At 71.6% G+C, this 14,870-nt stretch carries 14 protein-coding genes; 13 read left to right on the top strand and 1 reads right to left on the bottom strand.

From position 1 onward, the window contains the following. Positions 1 to 48: 48 nt before the first annotated feature. The 13 genes from AB0B41_RS00365 to AB0B41_RS00305 all read left to right on the top strand — a co-directional run bounded on the left by AB0B41_RS00365 (position 49) and on the right by AB0B41_RS00305 (position 13,938). The gene (locus tag AB0B41_RS00365; RefSeq protein ID WP_358197295.1) at positions 49 to 1,527 is read left to right on the top strand and encodes an aldehyde dehydrogenase; all 1,479 of its coding nucleotides are present in this window, start codon (positions 49 to 51) and stop codon (positions 1,525 to 1,527) included. Between the two features lie 114 nt (positions 1,528 to 1,641). After that, entirely contained in the window at positions 1,642 to 3,270 is a 1,629-nt protein-coding gene (locus AB0B41_RS00360; protein ID WP_358197294.1) for a PQQ-binding-like beta-propeller repeat protein, read from the top strand. Then, complete coding sequence (locus AB0B41_RS00355; RefSeq protein ID WP_358197293.1) at positions 3,251 to 3,481, top strand: winged helix-turn-helix domain-containing protein; 231 nt, start codon at positions 3,251 to 3,253, stop codon at positions 3,479 to 3,481. Before AB0B41_RS00360 ends, AB0B41_RS00355 begins: the two co-directional genes overlap by 20 nt. Beyond that, a complete protein-coding gene (locus AB0B41_RS00350) occupies positions 3,478 to 4,350 on the top strand; it encodes a TIGR03621 family F420-dependent LLM class oxidoreductase (protein WP_358197291.1) in 873 nt (290 codons plus the stop codon). Before AB0B41_RS00355 ends, AB0B41_RS00350 begins: the two co-directional genes overlap by 4 nt. A 750-nt stretch (positions 4,351 to 5,100) precedes the next feature. After that, a complete protein-coding gene (locus tag AB0B41_RS00345) occupies positions 5,101 to 6,213 on the top strand; it encodes an LLM class flavin-dependent oxidoreductase (protein WP_358197290.1) in 1,113 nt (370 codons plus the stop codon). Further along, positions 6,210 to 7,058 carry a fumarylacetoacetate hydrolase family protein gene (locus tag AB0B41_RS00340; protein ID WP_358197289.1) on the top strand — a complete coding sequence of 283 codons (849 nt, stop codon included), beginning with the start codon at positions 6,210 to 6,212 and terminating at the stop codon, positions 7,056 to 7,058. Before AB0B41_RS00345 ends, AB0B41_RS00340 begins: the two co-directional genes overlap by 4 nt. Then, complete coding sequence (locus AB0B41_RS00335; protein ID WP_358197288.1) at positions 7,055 to 7,975, top strand: ornithine cyclodeaminase family protein; 921 nt, start codon at positions 7,055 to 7,057, stop codon at positions 7,973 to 7,975. The genes AB0B41_RS00340 and AB0B41_RS00335 overlap by 4 nt, the downstream gene beginning before the upstream one ends. Then, positions 7,972 to 8,892: a 4-hydroxy-tetrahydrodipicolinate synthase gene (gene dapA / locus AB0B41_RS00330; protein WP_358197286.1), complete on the top strand. Its 921-nt coding sequence runs from the start codon at positions 7,972 to 7,974 to the stop codon at positions 8,890 to 8,892. Before AB0B41_RS00335 ends, dapA begins: the two co-directional genes overlap by 4 nt. 22 nt (positions 8,893 to 8,914) lie before the next feature. Beyond that, entirely contained in the window at positions 8,915 to 10,132 is a 1,218-nt protein-coding gene (locus tag AB0B41_RS00325; protein ID WP_358197285.1) for a cytochrome P450, read from the top strand. Continuing rightward, the gene (locus AB0B41_RS00320; RefSeq protein WP_358197283.1) at positions 10,129 to 11,448 is read left to right on the top strand and encodes an MFS transporter; all 1,320 of its coding nucleotides are present in this window, start codon (positions 10,129 to 10,131) and stop codon (positions 11,446 to 11,448) included. The genes AB0B41_RS00325 and AB0B41_RS00320 overlap by 4 nt, the downstream gene beginning before the upstream one ends. Continuing rightward, positions 11,445 to 12,563 (top strand): hypothetical protein, encoded by a 1,119-nt coding sequence (locus AB0B41_RS00315; protein ID WP_358197282.1) that lies wholly within the window; start codon positions 11,445 to 11,447, stop codon positions 12,561 to 12,563. The genes AB0B41_RS00320 and AB0B41_RS00315 overlap by 4 nt, the downstream gene beginning before the upstream one ends. Further along, the gene (locus AB0B41_RS00310) at positions 12,560 to 13,744 is read left to right on the top strand and encodes a cytochrome P450 (protein ID WP_358197281.1); all 1,185 of its coding nucleotides are present in this window, start codon (positions 12,560 to 12,562) and stop codon (positions 13,742 to 13,744) included. Before AB0B41_RS00315 ends, AB0B41_RS00310 begins: the two co-directional genes overlap by 4 nt. Next, positions 13,741 to 13,938: a ferredoxin gene (locus AB0B41_RS00305; protein ID WP_358197279.1), complete on the top strand. Its 198-nt coding sequence runs from the start codon at positions 13,741 to 13,743 to the stop codon at positions 13,936 to 13,938. The genes AB0B41_RS00310 and AB0B41_RS00305 overlap by 4 nt, the downstream gene beginning before the upstream one ends. Here the strand turns inward: AB0B41_RS00305 and AB0B41_RS00300 are convergent. After that, on the bottom strand, positions 13,922 to 14,851 hold the full coding sequence (locus AB0B41_RS00300) for a LysR family transcriptional regulator (RefSeq protein ID WP_358197278.1): 930 nt from the start codon (positions 14,849 to 14,851) through the stop codon (positions 13,922 to 13,924). The two genes, AB0B41_RS00305 and AB0B41_RS00300, sit on opposite strands and share 17 nt — an antisense overlap. Positions 14,852 to 14,870: the final 19 nt, after the last annotated feature.

The raw sequence follows: 14,870 nt of genomic DNA, 5'->3' as shown, positions 1-14,870 counted from the left end.
AGACGACACCAGCCAACCGACACCGGCCACCGACACCAAGGAGCGACGATGACCGTCACCACCCAGCCAGGAACCGAGCTGGACCGCACCCGCTTCTTCATCGACGGGCACTGGGTCGAACCGCGCGGCACGGACACGCACGTGGCCGTGGAAGCTGCGACCGAAGTGCCGCTCGGCACCGCGGCGCTCGGCACCGCCGCCGACATCGACGCCGCCGTCCGCGCCGCCCGCCGCGCCCTCGACGAGGGAACGTGGGGACGGACCACCACCACCGAACGCGCCGCCGTGATGCGCCGCTTCGCCGACGCCCTCGCCGCCCGGGCCGAGGCCACCTCCACCCTCGTCAGCCGCGAGAACGGAATGCCGATCGGGCTGTCGAACGCCTTCAACGGTGCCGCCCCCGCCGGGCTCCTGCAGATGTACGCGGACCTGATCGAGGCGCTGCCTCTGGAGTCCGTGCGGCCCAGCCCCTCCGGATCGACCGTCGTGCGCCGCGAACCGGTGGGCGTCGTCGGCGCGATCACACCCTGGAACTACCCGCAGGTCCTGGCGATGATGAAGGTCGCCCCGGCCCTCGCAGCGGGCTGCACGGTCGTGCTCAAGCCCTCACCGGAGACGGCGCTGGACGGCTACGTCCTCGGCGACGCCGCGATCGAGGCCGGCCTGCCGCCGGGCGTGCTGAACATCGTGATGGCCGGGCGCGAGGCCGGCGCAGCCCTCGTCTCGCACCCGCTGGTCGACAAGATCGCCTTCACGGGCTCCACCGCGGCGGGCCGGCTGATCGGCGCCGAGTGCGGACGGCTCATCCGCCGTTGCACCCTGGAACTCGGCGGCAAGTCCGCCGCGGTCGTCCTCGACGACGCCGACCTCGATACCTTCGTCGCCGGGCTCGGGGACGCGTCGTTCCAGAACAACGGCCAGACCTGCACGGTCCAGTCCCGGATCCTCGCGCCGCGATCCTGCTACGACGAGATCGTCGACGCGGTCGCCGGCTTCGCCCGCTCGATGACCGTCGGCGACCCGCTCGACCCTGCGGTGACCTGTGGGCCGATGGCGAGTCAGGCGCAGCTCGACCGCGTCCTCGGCTACATCGACCTCGGCCGCAACAGCGCGGCACGGCTCGTCTGCGGCGGTGGTCGCCCCGCCGGGCTGGACCGCGGATGGTTCGTGGAGCCGACCGTGTTCGCCGACGTCGACAACGCCGAGCGCATCGCCCAGGAGGAGATCTTCGGCCCGGTCATCACGATCACGCCGTACGACGGCGACGACGAGGCCGTCCGCCTTGCCAACGACACTGAGTACGGCCTCGGCGGCTCGGTCTGGACCACCGATGAGGAGCGCGGACTGACCGTCGCGCGCCGGGTCCGCACCGGGACGATCGGCGTGAACTACTACCTGCAGGACCTCGGCGCGCCCTTCGGCGGGATGAAGGCCAGCGGCATCGGCCGCGAGCTCGGCCCCGAGGCCCTCGACAACTACCTCGAGTTCAAGAGCATCTACGCGAGTTCGGCCCAGCTGGCCCGATGAACCCCCACCCCTCCGCGGAGCGCGGCGGCGACCCCGGAGGGCCGGCGATCAGCCTCATCGTCCACCGCGCCGCCCGCCTGCACACCCCAGCCCCACCCTGGAAAGGACGAATCGGTGCCCACCCGACGTCGCGTGACACCCGCCCTGACCCTCGCCGCACTCCTCGCGCTCGCCGCGTGCACCTCCGACCCGAGCCCGGCCGCTGGCCCCGGCGGGCCACGGGCCGCCGCCGGCTTCCGCCTCGACGAGGTCGTCACGGGAAGCACCCTGCACTCCATCAACGGCCTCACCCTCCGCCCTGACGGCCGAATCGGCGCGGCGAACCTCGCCGGCGAGACGATCTCCGAGATCGATCCACGGACCGGTGCCGCGACGCCCCTGGTCCCCAGTCCGGACGGACGATCCGACGACGTCGTCCTGAACTCGGCGGGAGACGTCCTGTGGACCGATCCGCTCCAGGGCACCGTCGAGACCCGAGGGGCCGACGGGACCGTCCGCACCGTCGCCGGCGACCTCCCCGGCGTCAACTCGATCGCCTTCGACCGCGCGCACCGGCGACTGTTCGTCGGACAGACGTTCTTCGGCGACGCGCTCTGGGAGATCGACCCCACAGGGGCCGCCCCGAAGCGCCTGGTCGCCCGGGACATCGGCCAACCCAACGCCTTCGCCTTCGGCCCCGACGGGCAGATCTACGCACCGGTCGGAAAACGCAAGGCTGTGATCCGCATCGACCCCGAGACGGGTACCACGGCCGAGATTGCCACCGGCTTCACCCAGCCCGTCTCGGTACGGTTCGACTCACTGGACCGGCTTTACGTCCTCGACGGCGCCACCGGTGAGCTGATCCGCGTCGACCCGGCCACCGGCGCGAAGCAAACCGTCGCGACGCTCCCCGCCGCCGACGACAACATGGTCATCGGACCCGACGACCACGCCTACGTCAGCAACATGGCCGACAGCAGCGTGCTCGACGTGAACCTCGCCGACGGCGCCAAGCGGGTCGTTACGCAGAGTCCACTGGCCTTCCCCACCGACATCGCCGCCGGGACTAACGCGGTCTTCGTCGCCGACAACACCGCGCTCCGAACCATCGACCCCGCCACAGGGGAGGTCCGTGAGCTCGCACGACGGCTCGCCACGGAGATCCAGTTCCCCTCAGGTATCAGCGTTCACGACGATCACCTGGTGCTCACCTCCGCACTGATCGGCGCGGTCCAGGTCCTCGACACCCCAGGCGAACCCCTACGGCACGTCGAAGGCTTCTTGGAGCCGAGCGACGCGCTGGAGCTGAACGACGGGGCCCTCGTCGTCGCCGAGCCGGAGACAGGCCGCCTCATCCGGGTCGACGACACCACACCGCGCACACTCGCGGAGAACCTCGGCGCCCCGACCGGTCTTGCCCTGGCCGGCGACGGCCGAGTCCTTGCCACCGACGCAACCGGGGGTCGGCTCCTCGGCGTGGAGCCCCAGACCGGGGCAACCACGATGATCGCCGACCAGCTCGGCGCGCCAAGAAGTGTGGCCGTGGCGCCCGACGGAGCGATGATCGTGCTCGACGCCGACGGGCGGGTGCTCCGGCTCGAGCCCGGAGGCGGCGCACCGACCACCCTCGCCGAGGGCCTCGCCGTCGGCTACCTCGAGGGCCCCCACCCTCGATCCGGAGGAGTAGCGGTCACGGACGACGGCACCGTCTTCGTCACCGCCGACAAGGAGAACTCCGTCTATGCCATCCACCGAACCTGAGTCGGCAGAGCTGCTCGAGCGGCTCCGCACCCGCGTCCGAAATGGCGAGCCCGGGGAGCGACTGCCCTCCGAACGACGGCTGGCCGATGAACACGGTGTAGCTCGGGCGGTCGTCCGTCAGGCCCTACGTGAGCTCGACCTGGCGGACCTTGTCAGGACACGAAGACAGTCCGGTACCTACATCGAGGAGCAACGGGGAGCAGTCGGGTGAGTCGGCTCCGGTTCGGAATCAACCTGCTCAGCCCGTCCGACCGCGTCACATGGCAGGAACGGTGCCGTCGGGCCGAGGATCTCGGGTACGACGTCATCTCGGTCGCCGATCACCTCGGCATGCCCGCGCCGTTTCCCGCCCTGGTGGCGGCAGCGGCCGTGACCACGCGGCCGCGGCTGTCGGTGTTCGTGCTGAACACCGCCTTCTACGGCCCGGCCTTGCTCGCTCGTGATCTGGCCACGACCGACCAGCTGACCGACGGGCGGCTCGACGCGGCCCTCGGCGCTGGCTACGTCAAGGACGAGTTCGACGCGGCCGACCTGCGCTGGGGAACCGCCCGCGAGCGCGTCGACCATCTCGAGCGGACGACGCTCGAGGTACGCCGGCTCCTCGCCGATCCCGAGCACCTCCCGCGGCCCCGGCAAGCCTGCGTGCCGCTGACCATCGCGGGCAACGGGGATCGTGTCCTCCGGTTCGCCGCCCGGCAGGCCGACACCGTTGCCCTCAGCGGCGCCGCTGAGGGCAGCCGCCCAGGGCGTCTTCGCCTGCTCCCGTACGGCGAGCTGACGCACCGGGTCCGGCACGTCCAGCGACACGCAGAGGGCCGCCGGACACCTCCCGAGCTGAACCTGTTGATCCACGCTGTGGCGCTCAGCGGATCCCGCCGCGAAGCCGCCGCTGCACTCCGTCGCTTCGACGTCACCTCGTCCGAGGAGGAACTCGCTGACGTTCCGACGGTGCTGGTCGGCCCCCCGGGCCAGCTGGTGGAAGATCTGGAGCGAATACGTGCTGAACTCGGGATCCGTTACATCACCGTCCCCGAGCCGGCGATGGAGGACTTTGCCGAAGCCATCAGCAGACTTCGATGATCCTTCTTCTCGGTGTTTCCGGGGGTGTCGCTATTCAGCCAGGCTTGTCAAGTCGAGGTCGGCGGCGGCGTTGTGCCGCCACTGGCCGGTGGTGCGAAACAGCTCCTGCGAGCCGCGGGCCAGCGGCCTCGGGTAGTGGGGTCGAGCAGGGAGGCGCCGGCGCGAGATGACTCGGCGGCGAACCCGGCCGCAGGGAGGAGCACGTAGTCGGAGAAGGTCGCAGCGCGTCGGCCGGCACGGATGGTCACCTCCGACCGCGTACGGCGAGCGCGACTGTCGTGCACGATGTCCGGCCGGTCGATACGCCGAGACGCCGGCCCGCTCGGGATTCGCCGTGCTACGCGCAGCGCGCAGCCAGTCCAGGGGCCTGGTCGCGGCCCGGGCGGCGTTGCACCCGAGGGCGAGCAGCGCTCGGTCGCGCAGCCTGCGGTGGGTGTCCGGGCCGGCAGTCGGCACTGTCAGCACCGCGCGCAGGTCGAGCGCGTGCGCCTCGTCGCGGCCGTTAGCGATTCCCACGGCGGCCAGTCCTCGCCGGTGGATTGTCGGCGCCTCATTCGCCGCCGCCGTCGCGTGCCGGTTCGAGGTCGGTGCCGAAGCGACGCAGTGCCGGCGAGCTTGCGCCCACACGACAGATGCAGCTCGGTCCGCCGGTATAGGCGAGCCTTTATGACCTCCTCGGAAAGTTCGTCTTGGACTGATGACGCTCGGACTTCCTAGTGTCGTCGCCATGCCGGACGAGGAGGTTCGCCGATGAATCCGCTGCTGGGCGACAATGCCCTCAAGCTGGGGTTGTTCTGCACGAACGGGCGTGGTGCCTCCCAGACCCTGGTCCCCGAGGCGCACACTGCGAGCTGGGATTTCTCGCTCCGCACCGCCCGAGCGGCGGACGCGGCGGGATTCGAGGCGGTGGTCCCCTTCGCGCGGTGGAAGGGCTACCCGGAGAATCGGCCGCAGCATTCGTCCGGGGCCGTGATGGATCCGTTCACGTGGGCCGCGGGGATCGCCGCGGCAACGGAGCGGATCGGGGTCTTTGCGACCTCCCACGCCCCGACGGTGCATCCGATCGTCGCCGCCAAGCAGGCGGCCACAGTGGATCTCATCTCTGGCGGGCGCTTCGCACTCAACGTCGTCGGCGGGTGGAACAAGCCGGAGTTGGAGATGTTCGGCGCGCCGCTGCGTGAGCACGACGAGCGCTACGACCACCTGCAGGAGTGGCTCGAGGTGATCCGGCGGCTGTGGTCGGAGACCGAGGAGTTCGACTTCCATGGCCGGTTCTTCGACGTCGTGGGTGGGGTCTCGCTGCCCAAGCCGGCACAGCTCCGGATTCCGATCATGAACGCCGGCGGGTCGCCGCGTGGTATGCGGTTCGCTGCCGAGCACGCCGACCTGTGCTTCGTGATCGTGCAGTCCGAGGACGAGGCGGGGGTGCGCAAGCAGGTCACGGATTACAAGCGCATAGCCCGCGAGGACTTCGGCCGCGAGGTGCAGGTCTGGACCCACACGGTGGTCGTCCAGCGCGACGACCAGGCCGCGGCCGAGGCCTACCTGCGGCGGTTCTCGGTCGAGTACGAGGACACCGAGAGCGTCGACGCCTGGATGCGCCTGCAGGGCGCGAACACCCAGCTCATGCCACCGGAGATCCTGGCGACGATGCGGCAGCGGTTCGCCGCGGGCGCGGGCGGCTTCCCACTCGTCGGCACTGCGGAGACGATCGCGGAGCGGCTGGAGATGCTCAGCGTCGCGGGCATCGACGGCGCGCTGTTGACCTGGGTGGACTACGACGCCGGCATCGCCGACTTCGTCCGCGACGTCCTGCCCCGGCTGGAGAAGGCCGGCCTGCGGGCCCCGGTGACCGCGCCGTGAGGCTGGCGCGTTATCGCCTGCCCAGCGGCGCCTCCGCGTTCGGCGTGGTCGAGGGCGAGGTCGTCGCGCGGCTCGATCCCCGGATCTCGTCGTTCGAGGCTCTCCTCGGTGATCCCGTCGGCGCACAGCCCGCGGACGAGCGGATCCCAGTCGACCAGGTCACCTGGGAGCCTCCGATGCGCGAGGACGCCAAGATTCTCTGCGTCGGCATGAACTACGCCGCGCACGCCCGCGAGTCCGGTCGGGAGGTGCCGGCGCAGCCCACGTTGTTCACGCGGTTCCCGGACTCCGTCGTGGGCGCGGGCACCCCGGTCGTTCGACCCGCGGGTGAGGAGAGCCTGGACTGGGAGGGCGAGGCCGCGATCGTGATCGGCCGATCGGGGCGACGGATCGCCGAGGACCAGGCCTGGTCGCACGTCGCTGGCGTGACCTGCATGGCCGAGAACAGCGTCCGGGACTGGCAGGCGCACTCGGTGCAGGCCACGGCGGGCAAGAACTGGGCGGGCAGCGGGGCCCTCGGCCCCTGGCTGACGACGTTGGACGAGATCGGCCGAGGGCCGTGGCGGGTGACCACCCGGCTCAACGGCGAGCAGGCCCAGGACGACACCACCGCGAACCTGGTTTTCGGCGTCCCGCGGCTGGTGGCCTACGTCAGCACCTTCACACCGCTTCGCGCGGGCGACGTCATCGCGACCGGGACGCCGAGGGGCATCGGCCTGCGCCGACGGCCACCTCGGTTCCTGCGGCCCGGTGACCGGCTGGAGGTCGAGGTCCACGGGGTGGGCGTGCTGCGCCACGGGGTCGTCGACGAGCCGGTCGCGGCCGAGGTGGGAGGAGCACGATGAGGGTCTGGTCCGAACAGGAGGTCCGGGCGGAGATCGGGGTGCAGGAGGTCATCGACTCGCTGACCGAGGTGCTCAGACACGAGTCCCGTGGCGGCGCCTGGAACATCGACAAGACGATGGCGACCTGGCCTGCCGAACCGACGGCGGGCAGCGCCCACGCCCTCGGCGCGGTGGATCTGGAGTCCGATCTGGCGCTGTTCAAGACGTGGGTGAACACCCCGGCCGGGGCGAGCGCGCTGATGACACTCTTCTCGGCCACGGACGGACGCACCCTCGGTGTGGCCGAGGCGGGCGCGGCGGGTGCGTTGCGCACCGCGGCGATCTCGGGGATCGCCACCCGGTTCCTCGCCGATCCCGCGGCCGACGAGCTCGCCGTGCTCGGCGCGGGACGCCAGGCGTTCCGGCAGGTGGAGAGCGTGTCCATGGTTCGGGAGCTGCGTCGGGTCCGGGTGTGGAACCGCACGCGGGAGAAGGCGGAGGCGCTGGCCGACCAGGTGCGAGCGCAGCTGGGGCTCGATGCAGTCGTGGCGCCGGACGTGGCCGCCGCAACCACCGACTGCCCGATCGTCACACTGATCACCCGCGCGACCGAACCCTTCCTCCGCGCCGGCCACCTGGCTCCCGGAGCGCACCTCAACGCGGTCGGCGCGATCCTGCCCGGCAACGCGGAGTTCGAGTCGGACGTGCTCGCGACGTCGGCGCTGACCGTCGTCGACAGCGAGCCCAACGCGCGGCGCGGCTCGCGTGAGCTGCGGGAGTTCTACGGCGAGGACTGGGCGGCCGTGCACTCGCTCGCCGACGTCGTCGTCGGCAAGGTCACGCGGCCGGAGCGGCCGCGCTGCACGGTGTTCAAGGGGATGGGGATGGGGCTGTCCGATCTGGCGGTGGCGCGAGTGCTCGTGGGCGGTGTCCGGTGAAGTTCCGCAGCGACCCGGCACGGATCCGGGGGTCGATCGCACCGGTGATCACGCCGTTCACCGATGACGGGGACCTCGACCTCGACTCCTTGCGGCGGCTCGTCCGCTGGCAGCTGGAGTCCGGCTCGCACGGCGTCTCGATCGGGGGCTCGACCGGGGAGCCGGCAGCCCAGACCGTCGCGGAGCGGATCGCCGCGATCCGCGCGGTGGCCGAGGAGGTGGACGACGCCGTCCCCTTCCTGCCCGGTACCGGTTCGGCGAAGCTGGACGAGACGCTGGAGATCACCGGGGCGGCGCGGGACGCGGGTGCGGACGCCGCGCTGGTGATCACCCCGTACTACGCCCGTCCGACCCAGGACGCGCTGGTCACGTGGTATGCGACGATCGCCCGCGAGTTCCCGGACCTGCCGATCGTGATCTACAACGTGCCCTCCCGGACGGCGGTGGACGTCGCGCCGGAGACGGTCGCGCGGCTGTTCGCCGAGCACGACAACCTGGTCGGGATCAAGGAGACGACGAAGGACTTCGAGCACTTCTCCCGCGTGCTTCATCTGTGCGGCGGAGAGCTGCTCGTCTGGTCCGGGATCGAGCTGCTCGGGCTGCCGCTGCTCGCCCTGGGCGGGGCGGGGTTCATCAGTGCCGTCGCCAACCTCGCCCCGGTCGCGGTCGCGCAGATGTACCAGGCCTGGGAAGCAGGCGACCAGGAGAGGGCCCGCGAGCTGCACTACGGCTTGCATCCGCTGGTCGACCTGCTGTTCGTGGAGACCAACCCGGCCCCGGCCAAGTGGGTCCTCCAGCGGCACGGGCGGATTGCCTCCGCCCACGTCCGACCGCCGCTGCTGCCGCTCTCGCCCGCGGGCGAGCCCCGGGTCCGCGTCCTGCTCGACCAGGGCGCACACCTGCTCGACACCTGTTGATCGGTCCCCCAGGGAGCTGACGATGACGACCGCCCCCACCACCGCCCCCGACCCGCTCACCGCGTTCGCCGATCCCGACTGGCTGGCCGGGGACCGGAGGGAGGTCTACCGCACGCTCCGGGACGACTTCCCGGTCCTGCAGGCCGGCCCCATCCGCATCGTCTCGCGGCACGCCGACGCCGAGACCGTGCTGCGCGATCCCACAGGGCGGATGCAGGCGCCCGGCACGGATCTCCCCGCCTGGTTCCCGGCCGGGCCCGCGGCCCGCCGGCTTCGCGCCAACATGGTGCAGACGGACGGCGAGGTGCACCGGCGGCTCCGCGGGACCGTCGCGCCGCTGTTCACCGCACGCCGCTCGGAGGAGCTGCGAGCGGCCGCGGCCGCCGAGGTGGCCGCCGAGCTGGACCGGGTCCTGGTCGACGGGCGGCCGTTCGACGCCGTCGCGGAGCTCGCCGGGCGCATCCCCCGCGGGGTGCTGCGGCTGCTCATCGGGGTGCCGGACGATGACTGGGCGCTCATGCTCGACACCCAGGTCGATTTCCTGATGATCTTCTCGCCCTTCCCGTTGGAGCCCGCGCAGCAGGCCCGGCTCGACGAGGTATCCCAGTTCTACTTCGATTACTTCGACGGGTTCCTCGGCCGCACCACCCGACCCACTCCGCTGGTCGAGCGGCTGCTCACCGCCGAGTCCGAGGGCCGGCTGAGCCGGGACGAGGTGCTCTCGCTGATGCACACCGTGCTCGACGCGGGCTTCGAGACGACCCGCACGTCCCTCAGCAACCTGGTGGAGTACCTCGCCGCGCGTCCGGAGCTCCTCGAAGCCGCTCGGCGCGACCCCACGACCCGCCTCGGCATCCGTGAGGAGCTGCTGCGGCTGCGCGCACCGGTGCAGGCGGCGAACCGCATACCCGCGGAGGACGTCATGACCTCCGACGGCAACGTGCTCCCCGCCGGCGAGCAGGTCCTGGTCGTGGTCGGCGCGGCCAACACCGACGAACGGGCGTTCCCGGATCCGGACCGGATGGACCCGGACCGGCCGAACGCCTCCCGCCATCTCGCCTTCGGGATGGGCCTGCACCACTGCCTCGGCGCGCCGCTCGCCCGGATCCAACTCGCAGAGACGCTCGCCGGTCTGGCCGACCGGGTGAGTGCGATCGACCTCGATGGGGAGGCCGAGCGGCACCCGTCCCTCATCTTCCCGTCCTTGACGTCGCTGCCCGTCCGGTTCGGTGCGCGATGACCGCAGCCACACGGACCTCCCCGAGCGCTCGCCGGGTCGCGCTCGCCGGCCTCGTCGGCACCACCATCGAGTGGTACGACTTCTTCATCTACGGCACCGCGGCCGCGTTGGTGTTCGCGCCGCAGTTCTTCCCGGGTGCCTCGCCGGTCGCCGGGACCATCGCCGCACTGTCCACCTACGCCGTCGGGTTCGTCGCCCGGCCGGTCGGGGGAGCGGTGATGGGGCACTTCGGGGACCGGATCGGGCGACGCAGCATGCTCGTCCTGTCGCTGCTGATCATGGGCGTGGGTACGGCGTTGATCGGAGTCTTGCCGACCTACGCGTCGATCGGGATCGCCGCGCCGATCCTGCTCGTCGTCCTCCGGTTCGCCCAGGGCCTCGGCGTCGGCGGGGAGTGGGGCGGCGCCACGCTGCTCGCCCTCGAACACGCCCCACCGAACCGCCGCGTCGTCTACAGCTCCTTCCCGCAGCTCGGCCTGCCGCTCGGGGTCGTGCTGGCGAGCCTGGTGTTCCTCCTGACGCGGCTCGTCATGTCCGAGGCCGGCTTCGCCTCCTGGGGATGGCGGATCCCGTTCCTCGCCTCCGCTGTGCTGGTCGCGTTCGGCCTGGTCCTTCGGCTGAAGCTGGACGAGAGCCCGGAGTTCCGCCAAGCCCGCACCCGGCAGGAGGTCCGCCGGGCACCGCTGGCCGAGGTCCTGCGGGCGCCTCGGGTGCTGCTGCCAGCCTCCGGGCTCAACCTGATCGGCTCCGGGCTGGGCAACGTGGTGCTCGTCTTCACGCTGAGCTACGTCGCCGCGGAGCAGCTGGTACCCGCCTCGGCCATGCTGGCGATCTCCATCGGCACGGCACTGGCTTGGGCCGCCGCCATCACCGTGTCGGCAGTGCTGGCCGAGCGATACGGCAGACGAACACTCCTGACCATCGGCTCCGGCCTGCTGACGGTCTGGGCGTTCCCCTACTTCTGGCTGCTCGACACCGGCTCGGTCGGCGCGTCCACGCTGGCATGCGTGGTCTCCGGCATCGGGATCGGGCTGGCCACCGGGCCCTACGGCGCCTTCCTGACCGAGGCCTACCCCGTCGCCGTCCGCTACAGCGGATCCTCGGTCGCCTACGCGATCGGCGGTGTCCTCGGCGGCGCACTCTCCCCGATCGTCGCCACCGTCCTGCACGGGGCCACCGGAGCCGCCACGACGGTGTCGGCCTACCTCGTGTTCCTCGGGCTGCTGACCCTGGTGTGCGTCGTCACGCTGCGCAGTCCCCATCCGGCCGTCGCCCCGGCGACAGCCAGCCGTCAACTCGAAGGGAACTCCTCATGAGCCTCACCGACGACCGTCCCGACACCGCCGTGCGCCTGGTCGACGTGAGCGACCGGCCTGCCGCCACGCCCCAGCCCTGGGACCCGATCAAGATCCCGCGCGCGCGGATCGAGTCGGAGATCGAACGGCTCGCCGCTGCGCCCCGCCCCGCCAACGGCCGGCGGGCGAGCCGCATCGTGCACCCCGCGGCCACCGCCCCCGGGCTGGGCCTCGCGCCCGGGGTGTCCGTGACGATCGAGGTCCTCGAGCCGGGCGAGGAGACCGCGCCCCTGCGGGAGAACGCACACCGGGTCGAGATCGGCATCCGCGGCAGCGGCCGGATCACCGTGCAGGGCGACGAGATCGCACTCGCGCACCTCGACGTCGCCAACATCCCGTCGATGCAGGGCTTTCGGTTCCGCAACGACGGCGACGACGTGTGGGCCCGGCTGAGCTACTCCAATGCGCCGCTGCTGGAGAAGCTCGGCGTGCACTACGCCGAGGACCTGCCCGAGTCGTGGGAGCCCAAGCCGAGGACCTCCGACGCACCGGCCACCTACACCCGGGGCACCGCGCCGGACATCGCCATCGGCGACCGGGGCGCTCGGCTGCGCGGCTACGAGTTCCTCGTGGACATCGAGGTCGTCGAGTCCCGGGCGCTGCACTGGCCGTGGGCCGAGGTCGGACAGCACCTCTCCCGGGAGCCGGGGGACGGCAAGCGCACGATCATGGCGCTCTACAACCCGGCGTCCCAGCGGCGACAGGGTGCGACCCACAGCTTCTTCGTCACCGCATCCTTCATGCCCCCGGGTGCGCCGCCGCGCCGTCGCGGGCGCGGTCACCGGCACTCCTCCGTGGCGATCAACTACCACTTCGCGGGTCGTGGGGAGAGCGTCGTCGACGGCCGGACGATCGAGTGGGAGGCAGGCGACCTGCTGCTCTCGGCGCCGGGCTGGCTCGAGCACGCCCATTACCAGGGCCCCGAAGGGCTCGGCGTCTACACCGTCCAGGACCACCCGTTGCACATCGGCATGGAGTCGCTGGTGTGGCAGGAGCAGCTGGACGGACCGGTGCTCGCTCTGGGCTCGGAGGAGGGGCAGACCGGGTTCGTCGGGCCGCGCGAGGCCGGAACGTGAGCACCATCGCCGACTCCACCGGGTTCGGCTTCGATCCCTACGATCCGGAGCTGACCGAGCCGGCCGTCTGGGACCGCTATCGCGCCGCACGGAACCTCGGCGGCACGGTGCGCGCACCGGACCGCGACGGGTTCTGGCTGGTCACGAGTTACGACGAGGTCCGGACAGCATTGCGCGATCCGGCCACGTTCTCCTCGGCGTCCGGGCACCGCATCCCCACCGACGGGAGCAGGCGGGCGATACCGATCGACTTCGACCCGCCCCTGCACACCGCCTACCGGGCGCTGATGGCCGAGGCCCTGTCCCCTGCACGGGTCCGGGCGCTACGTCCCTTCCTCGCCGAGGTCGTGACCCGTCTCGTCGACGACTTCGCCGCGGCGGGAGGAGGGGACTTCGTCTCCGCAGTCGCCCTGCCGCTGCCGCTGCAGGTGCTGACCGAGCTGGTCGGGTTCTCCGGGGAGACGGTGGCGCAGTTCCGCGCACTGACCGAGGAGCTGTGGAGCCGGTACGTCGACGCCGATCCCGCGGAGTCCCACCGGCGGCTGGGGGAGCTGATGCGTGCCGAGCTCGCCGACCATCGTGCCCGACCTCGGTACGACTTCGTCGGTTCGCTGCTGCACGCGGAGATCGAGGGTCGTCCGATCCGGGAGGACGAGCAGGTCGGGATCCTGGCGACCTTCGCCGTCGCGGGTCACGAGACGACGATGAACGCGGTAGCCACCCTGGCGTGGCTGCTGGTGGAACATCCCGAGGCCCAGGCGGCGCTGCGGGCCGATCCCACGCGCGCCCGGGCGTTCGTGGAGGAGATGCTGCGCCACCGCAGCCCGGCGCAGAACTTCGCCCGGCGGGCCACGTGCCCCGCGCAGGTCGGCGGGACCGTAGTGGCGGAGGACGATGCGGTGCTTCTGTCCCTCGCTGCGGCCAACCGCGATCCGGAGCGTTTCCCGGACCCGGACCGGTTCGACCCCGACCGCGATGCCCACGGACACCTCGCCTTCGGCTGGGGCATCCACCAGTGCATCGGTGCGCCGCTGGCACGCACCGAGCTGGTCCTGCTGCTCGAGGAGTTGGCGGCGCGACCGCCGTTGCGCGCGGCCGGCCCGCCGGCCTGGAGCAGCCTGCAGGGCGGCAACCATCTCGGCCTCACCCATCTGCCGCTGCTCTTCGAGGAGGAGACATGACCGACGTCGAGATCGACGAGACCGCCTGCTGTGGCTACGGCAACTGCCTGGTGGCGGCGCCGGAGGTGTTCGACCTCCATACCGACACCGGCATCGCCTTCCTGCGGCCCGGCCGACCGCGCGAGGCCGACCGCGTCGCCGTGCGGGAGGCCGCGGCGGACTGCCCGGCCAGGGCCATCACGGTCCGTGGGTAACGGCGCATCGTGAGCGCCCGAGCTCGCGCAGCGCCTCGATCGCCGCCGACTGCAGGGGCGAGAAGTACTTCGCCTCGCGGTGGTAGAGCCCGATGCCCTCGACCAGGTGCGCGTCCCGGATCCGGACGGCTCGCAGCCGTCCGGATTCCAGGTCCGCGCGCATCGTGTACCCGACCGACAGACTGACCCAGCCGTTCGCCGCCACAGCCTCCTTGATGGCCTCGGCGTGACCCAGCCGGATCACGGCCGGGAGTTCGGGGACGCCGTGCGCGCGGAGTTGCTCCACCAGCATCCGGTGGTAGGAGACGCCGGTCGGGACCCCGACGAGCGGGAGTCCCGCCAGCTCGGCGAGGGTCACCGAGTCCGAGTGGGGCGGGCCGTTCGGGCTGGCGCACACCACGATCGGCTCCTCCCAGAGCTTCTCGCCGACCAGCGCATCAGGCATCTCGCCCTCGATCCAGCTGGTCACGGCGAGGTCGACGGTGCCCCGCTGGGTCGCGCGGAGAGCGATCTCCGGTTCGCTGATCTGCACCGTGATGTCGGCCCCGGTCCGCTCGGCCCGCAACGCGGTCATGACCGGGGGTAGCAGGTACGTGCCGATGGCCATGCTCGCGCCCGCGACGAGCGAGCCGGCGGTCCCGGCGACCAGATCGTCGACGTCCCGCTGGACCTGGACGCTGCTCGCCAGCACTTCCTTGGCCCATTGGTACACCCGCTCGCCCGCTTCGGTCAGCACGAGGCCGCTGCCGGTCCGGACGAACAGAGTGGCTCCCAACGAGCGCTCCAACGACCGCAGTTGACCGGACACGCTCGGCTGCGCCACCAGCAACTGCTCCGCTGCCCGCGTCACCCCGCCCGCGTCCACGACCATGCAGAACACGGACAAGCGACGCAACGTGATCGACTCATCCATAGGGCTAACTCTATGCGCC

Origin of the sequence: Pseudonocardia sp. NPDC049154 (genome assembly GCF_040648315.1) — a bacterium.
GTDB lineage: Bacteria > Actinomycetota > Actinomycetes > Mycobacteriales > Pseudonocardiaceae > Pseudonocardia.
This window is presented reverse-complemented; position numbering and strand designations above follow the sequence as displayed.

What these genes read in the sequence shown, in the direction of transcription:
- AB0B41_RS00355 (WP_358197293.1), top strand. Translation starts at nt 3,251, where the DNA reads ATGCCATCCACCGAACCTGAGTCGGCAGAGCTGCTCGAGCGGCTCCGC.
- AB0B41_RS00315 (WP_358197282.1), top strand. Translation starts at nt 11,445, where the DNA reads ATGAGCCTCACCGACGACCGTCCCGACACCGCCGTGCGCCTGGTCGAC.
- AB0B41_RS00335 (WP_358197288.1), top strand. Translation starts at nt 7,055, where the DNA reads ATGAGGGTCTGGTCCGAACAGGAGGTCCGGGCGGAGATCGGGGTGCAG.
- AB0B41_RS00320 (WP_358197283.1), top strand. Translation starts at nt 10,129, where the DNA reads ATGACCGCAGCCACACGGACCTCCCCGAGCGCTCGCCGGGTCGCGCTC.
- AB0B41_RS00305 (WP_358197279.1), top strand. Translation starts at nt 13,741, where the DNA reads ATGACCGACGTCGAGATCGACGAGACCGCCTGCTGTGGCTACGGCAAC.
- AB0B41_RS00365 (WP_358197295.1), top strand. Translation starts at nt 49, where the DNA reads ATGACCGTCACCACCCAGCCAGGAACCGAGCTGGACCGCACCCGCTTC.
- AB0B41_RS00325 (WP_358197285.1), top strand. Translation starts at nt 8,915, where the DNA reads ATGACGACCGCCCCCACCACCGCCCCCGACCCGCTCACCGCGTTCGCC.
- AB0B41_RS00345 (WP_358197290.1), top strand. Translation starts at nt 5,101, where the DNA reads ATGAATCCGCTGCTGGGCGACAATGCCCTCAAGCTGGGGTTGTTCTGC.
- AB0B41_RS00300 (WP_358197278.1), bottom strand. Translation starts at nt 14,851, where the DNA reads ATGGATGAGTCGATCACGTTGCGTCGCTTGTCCGTGTTCTGCATGGTC.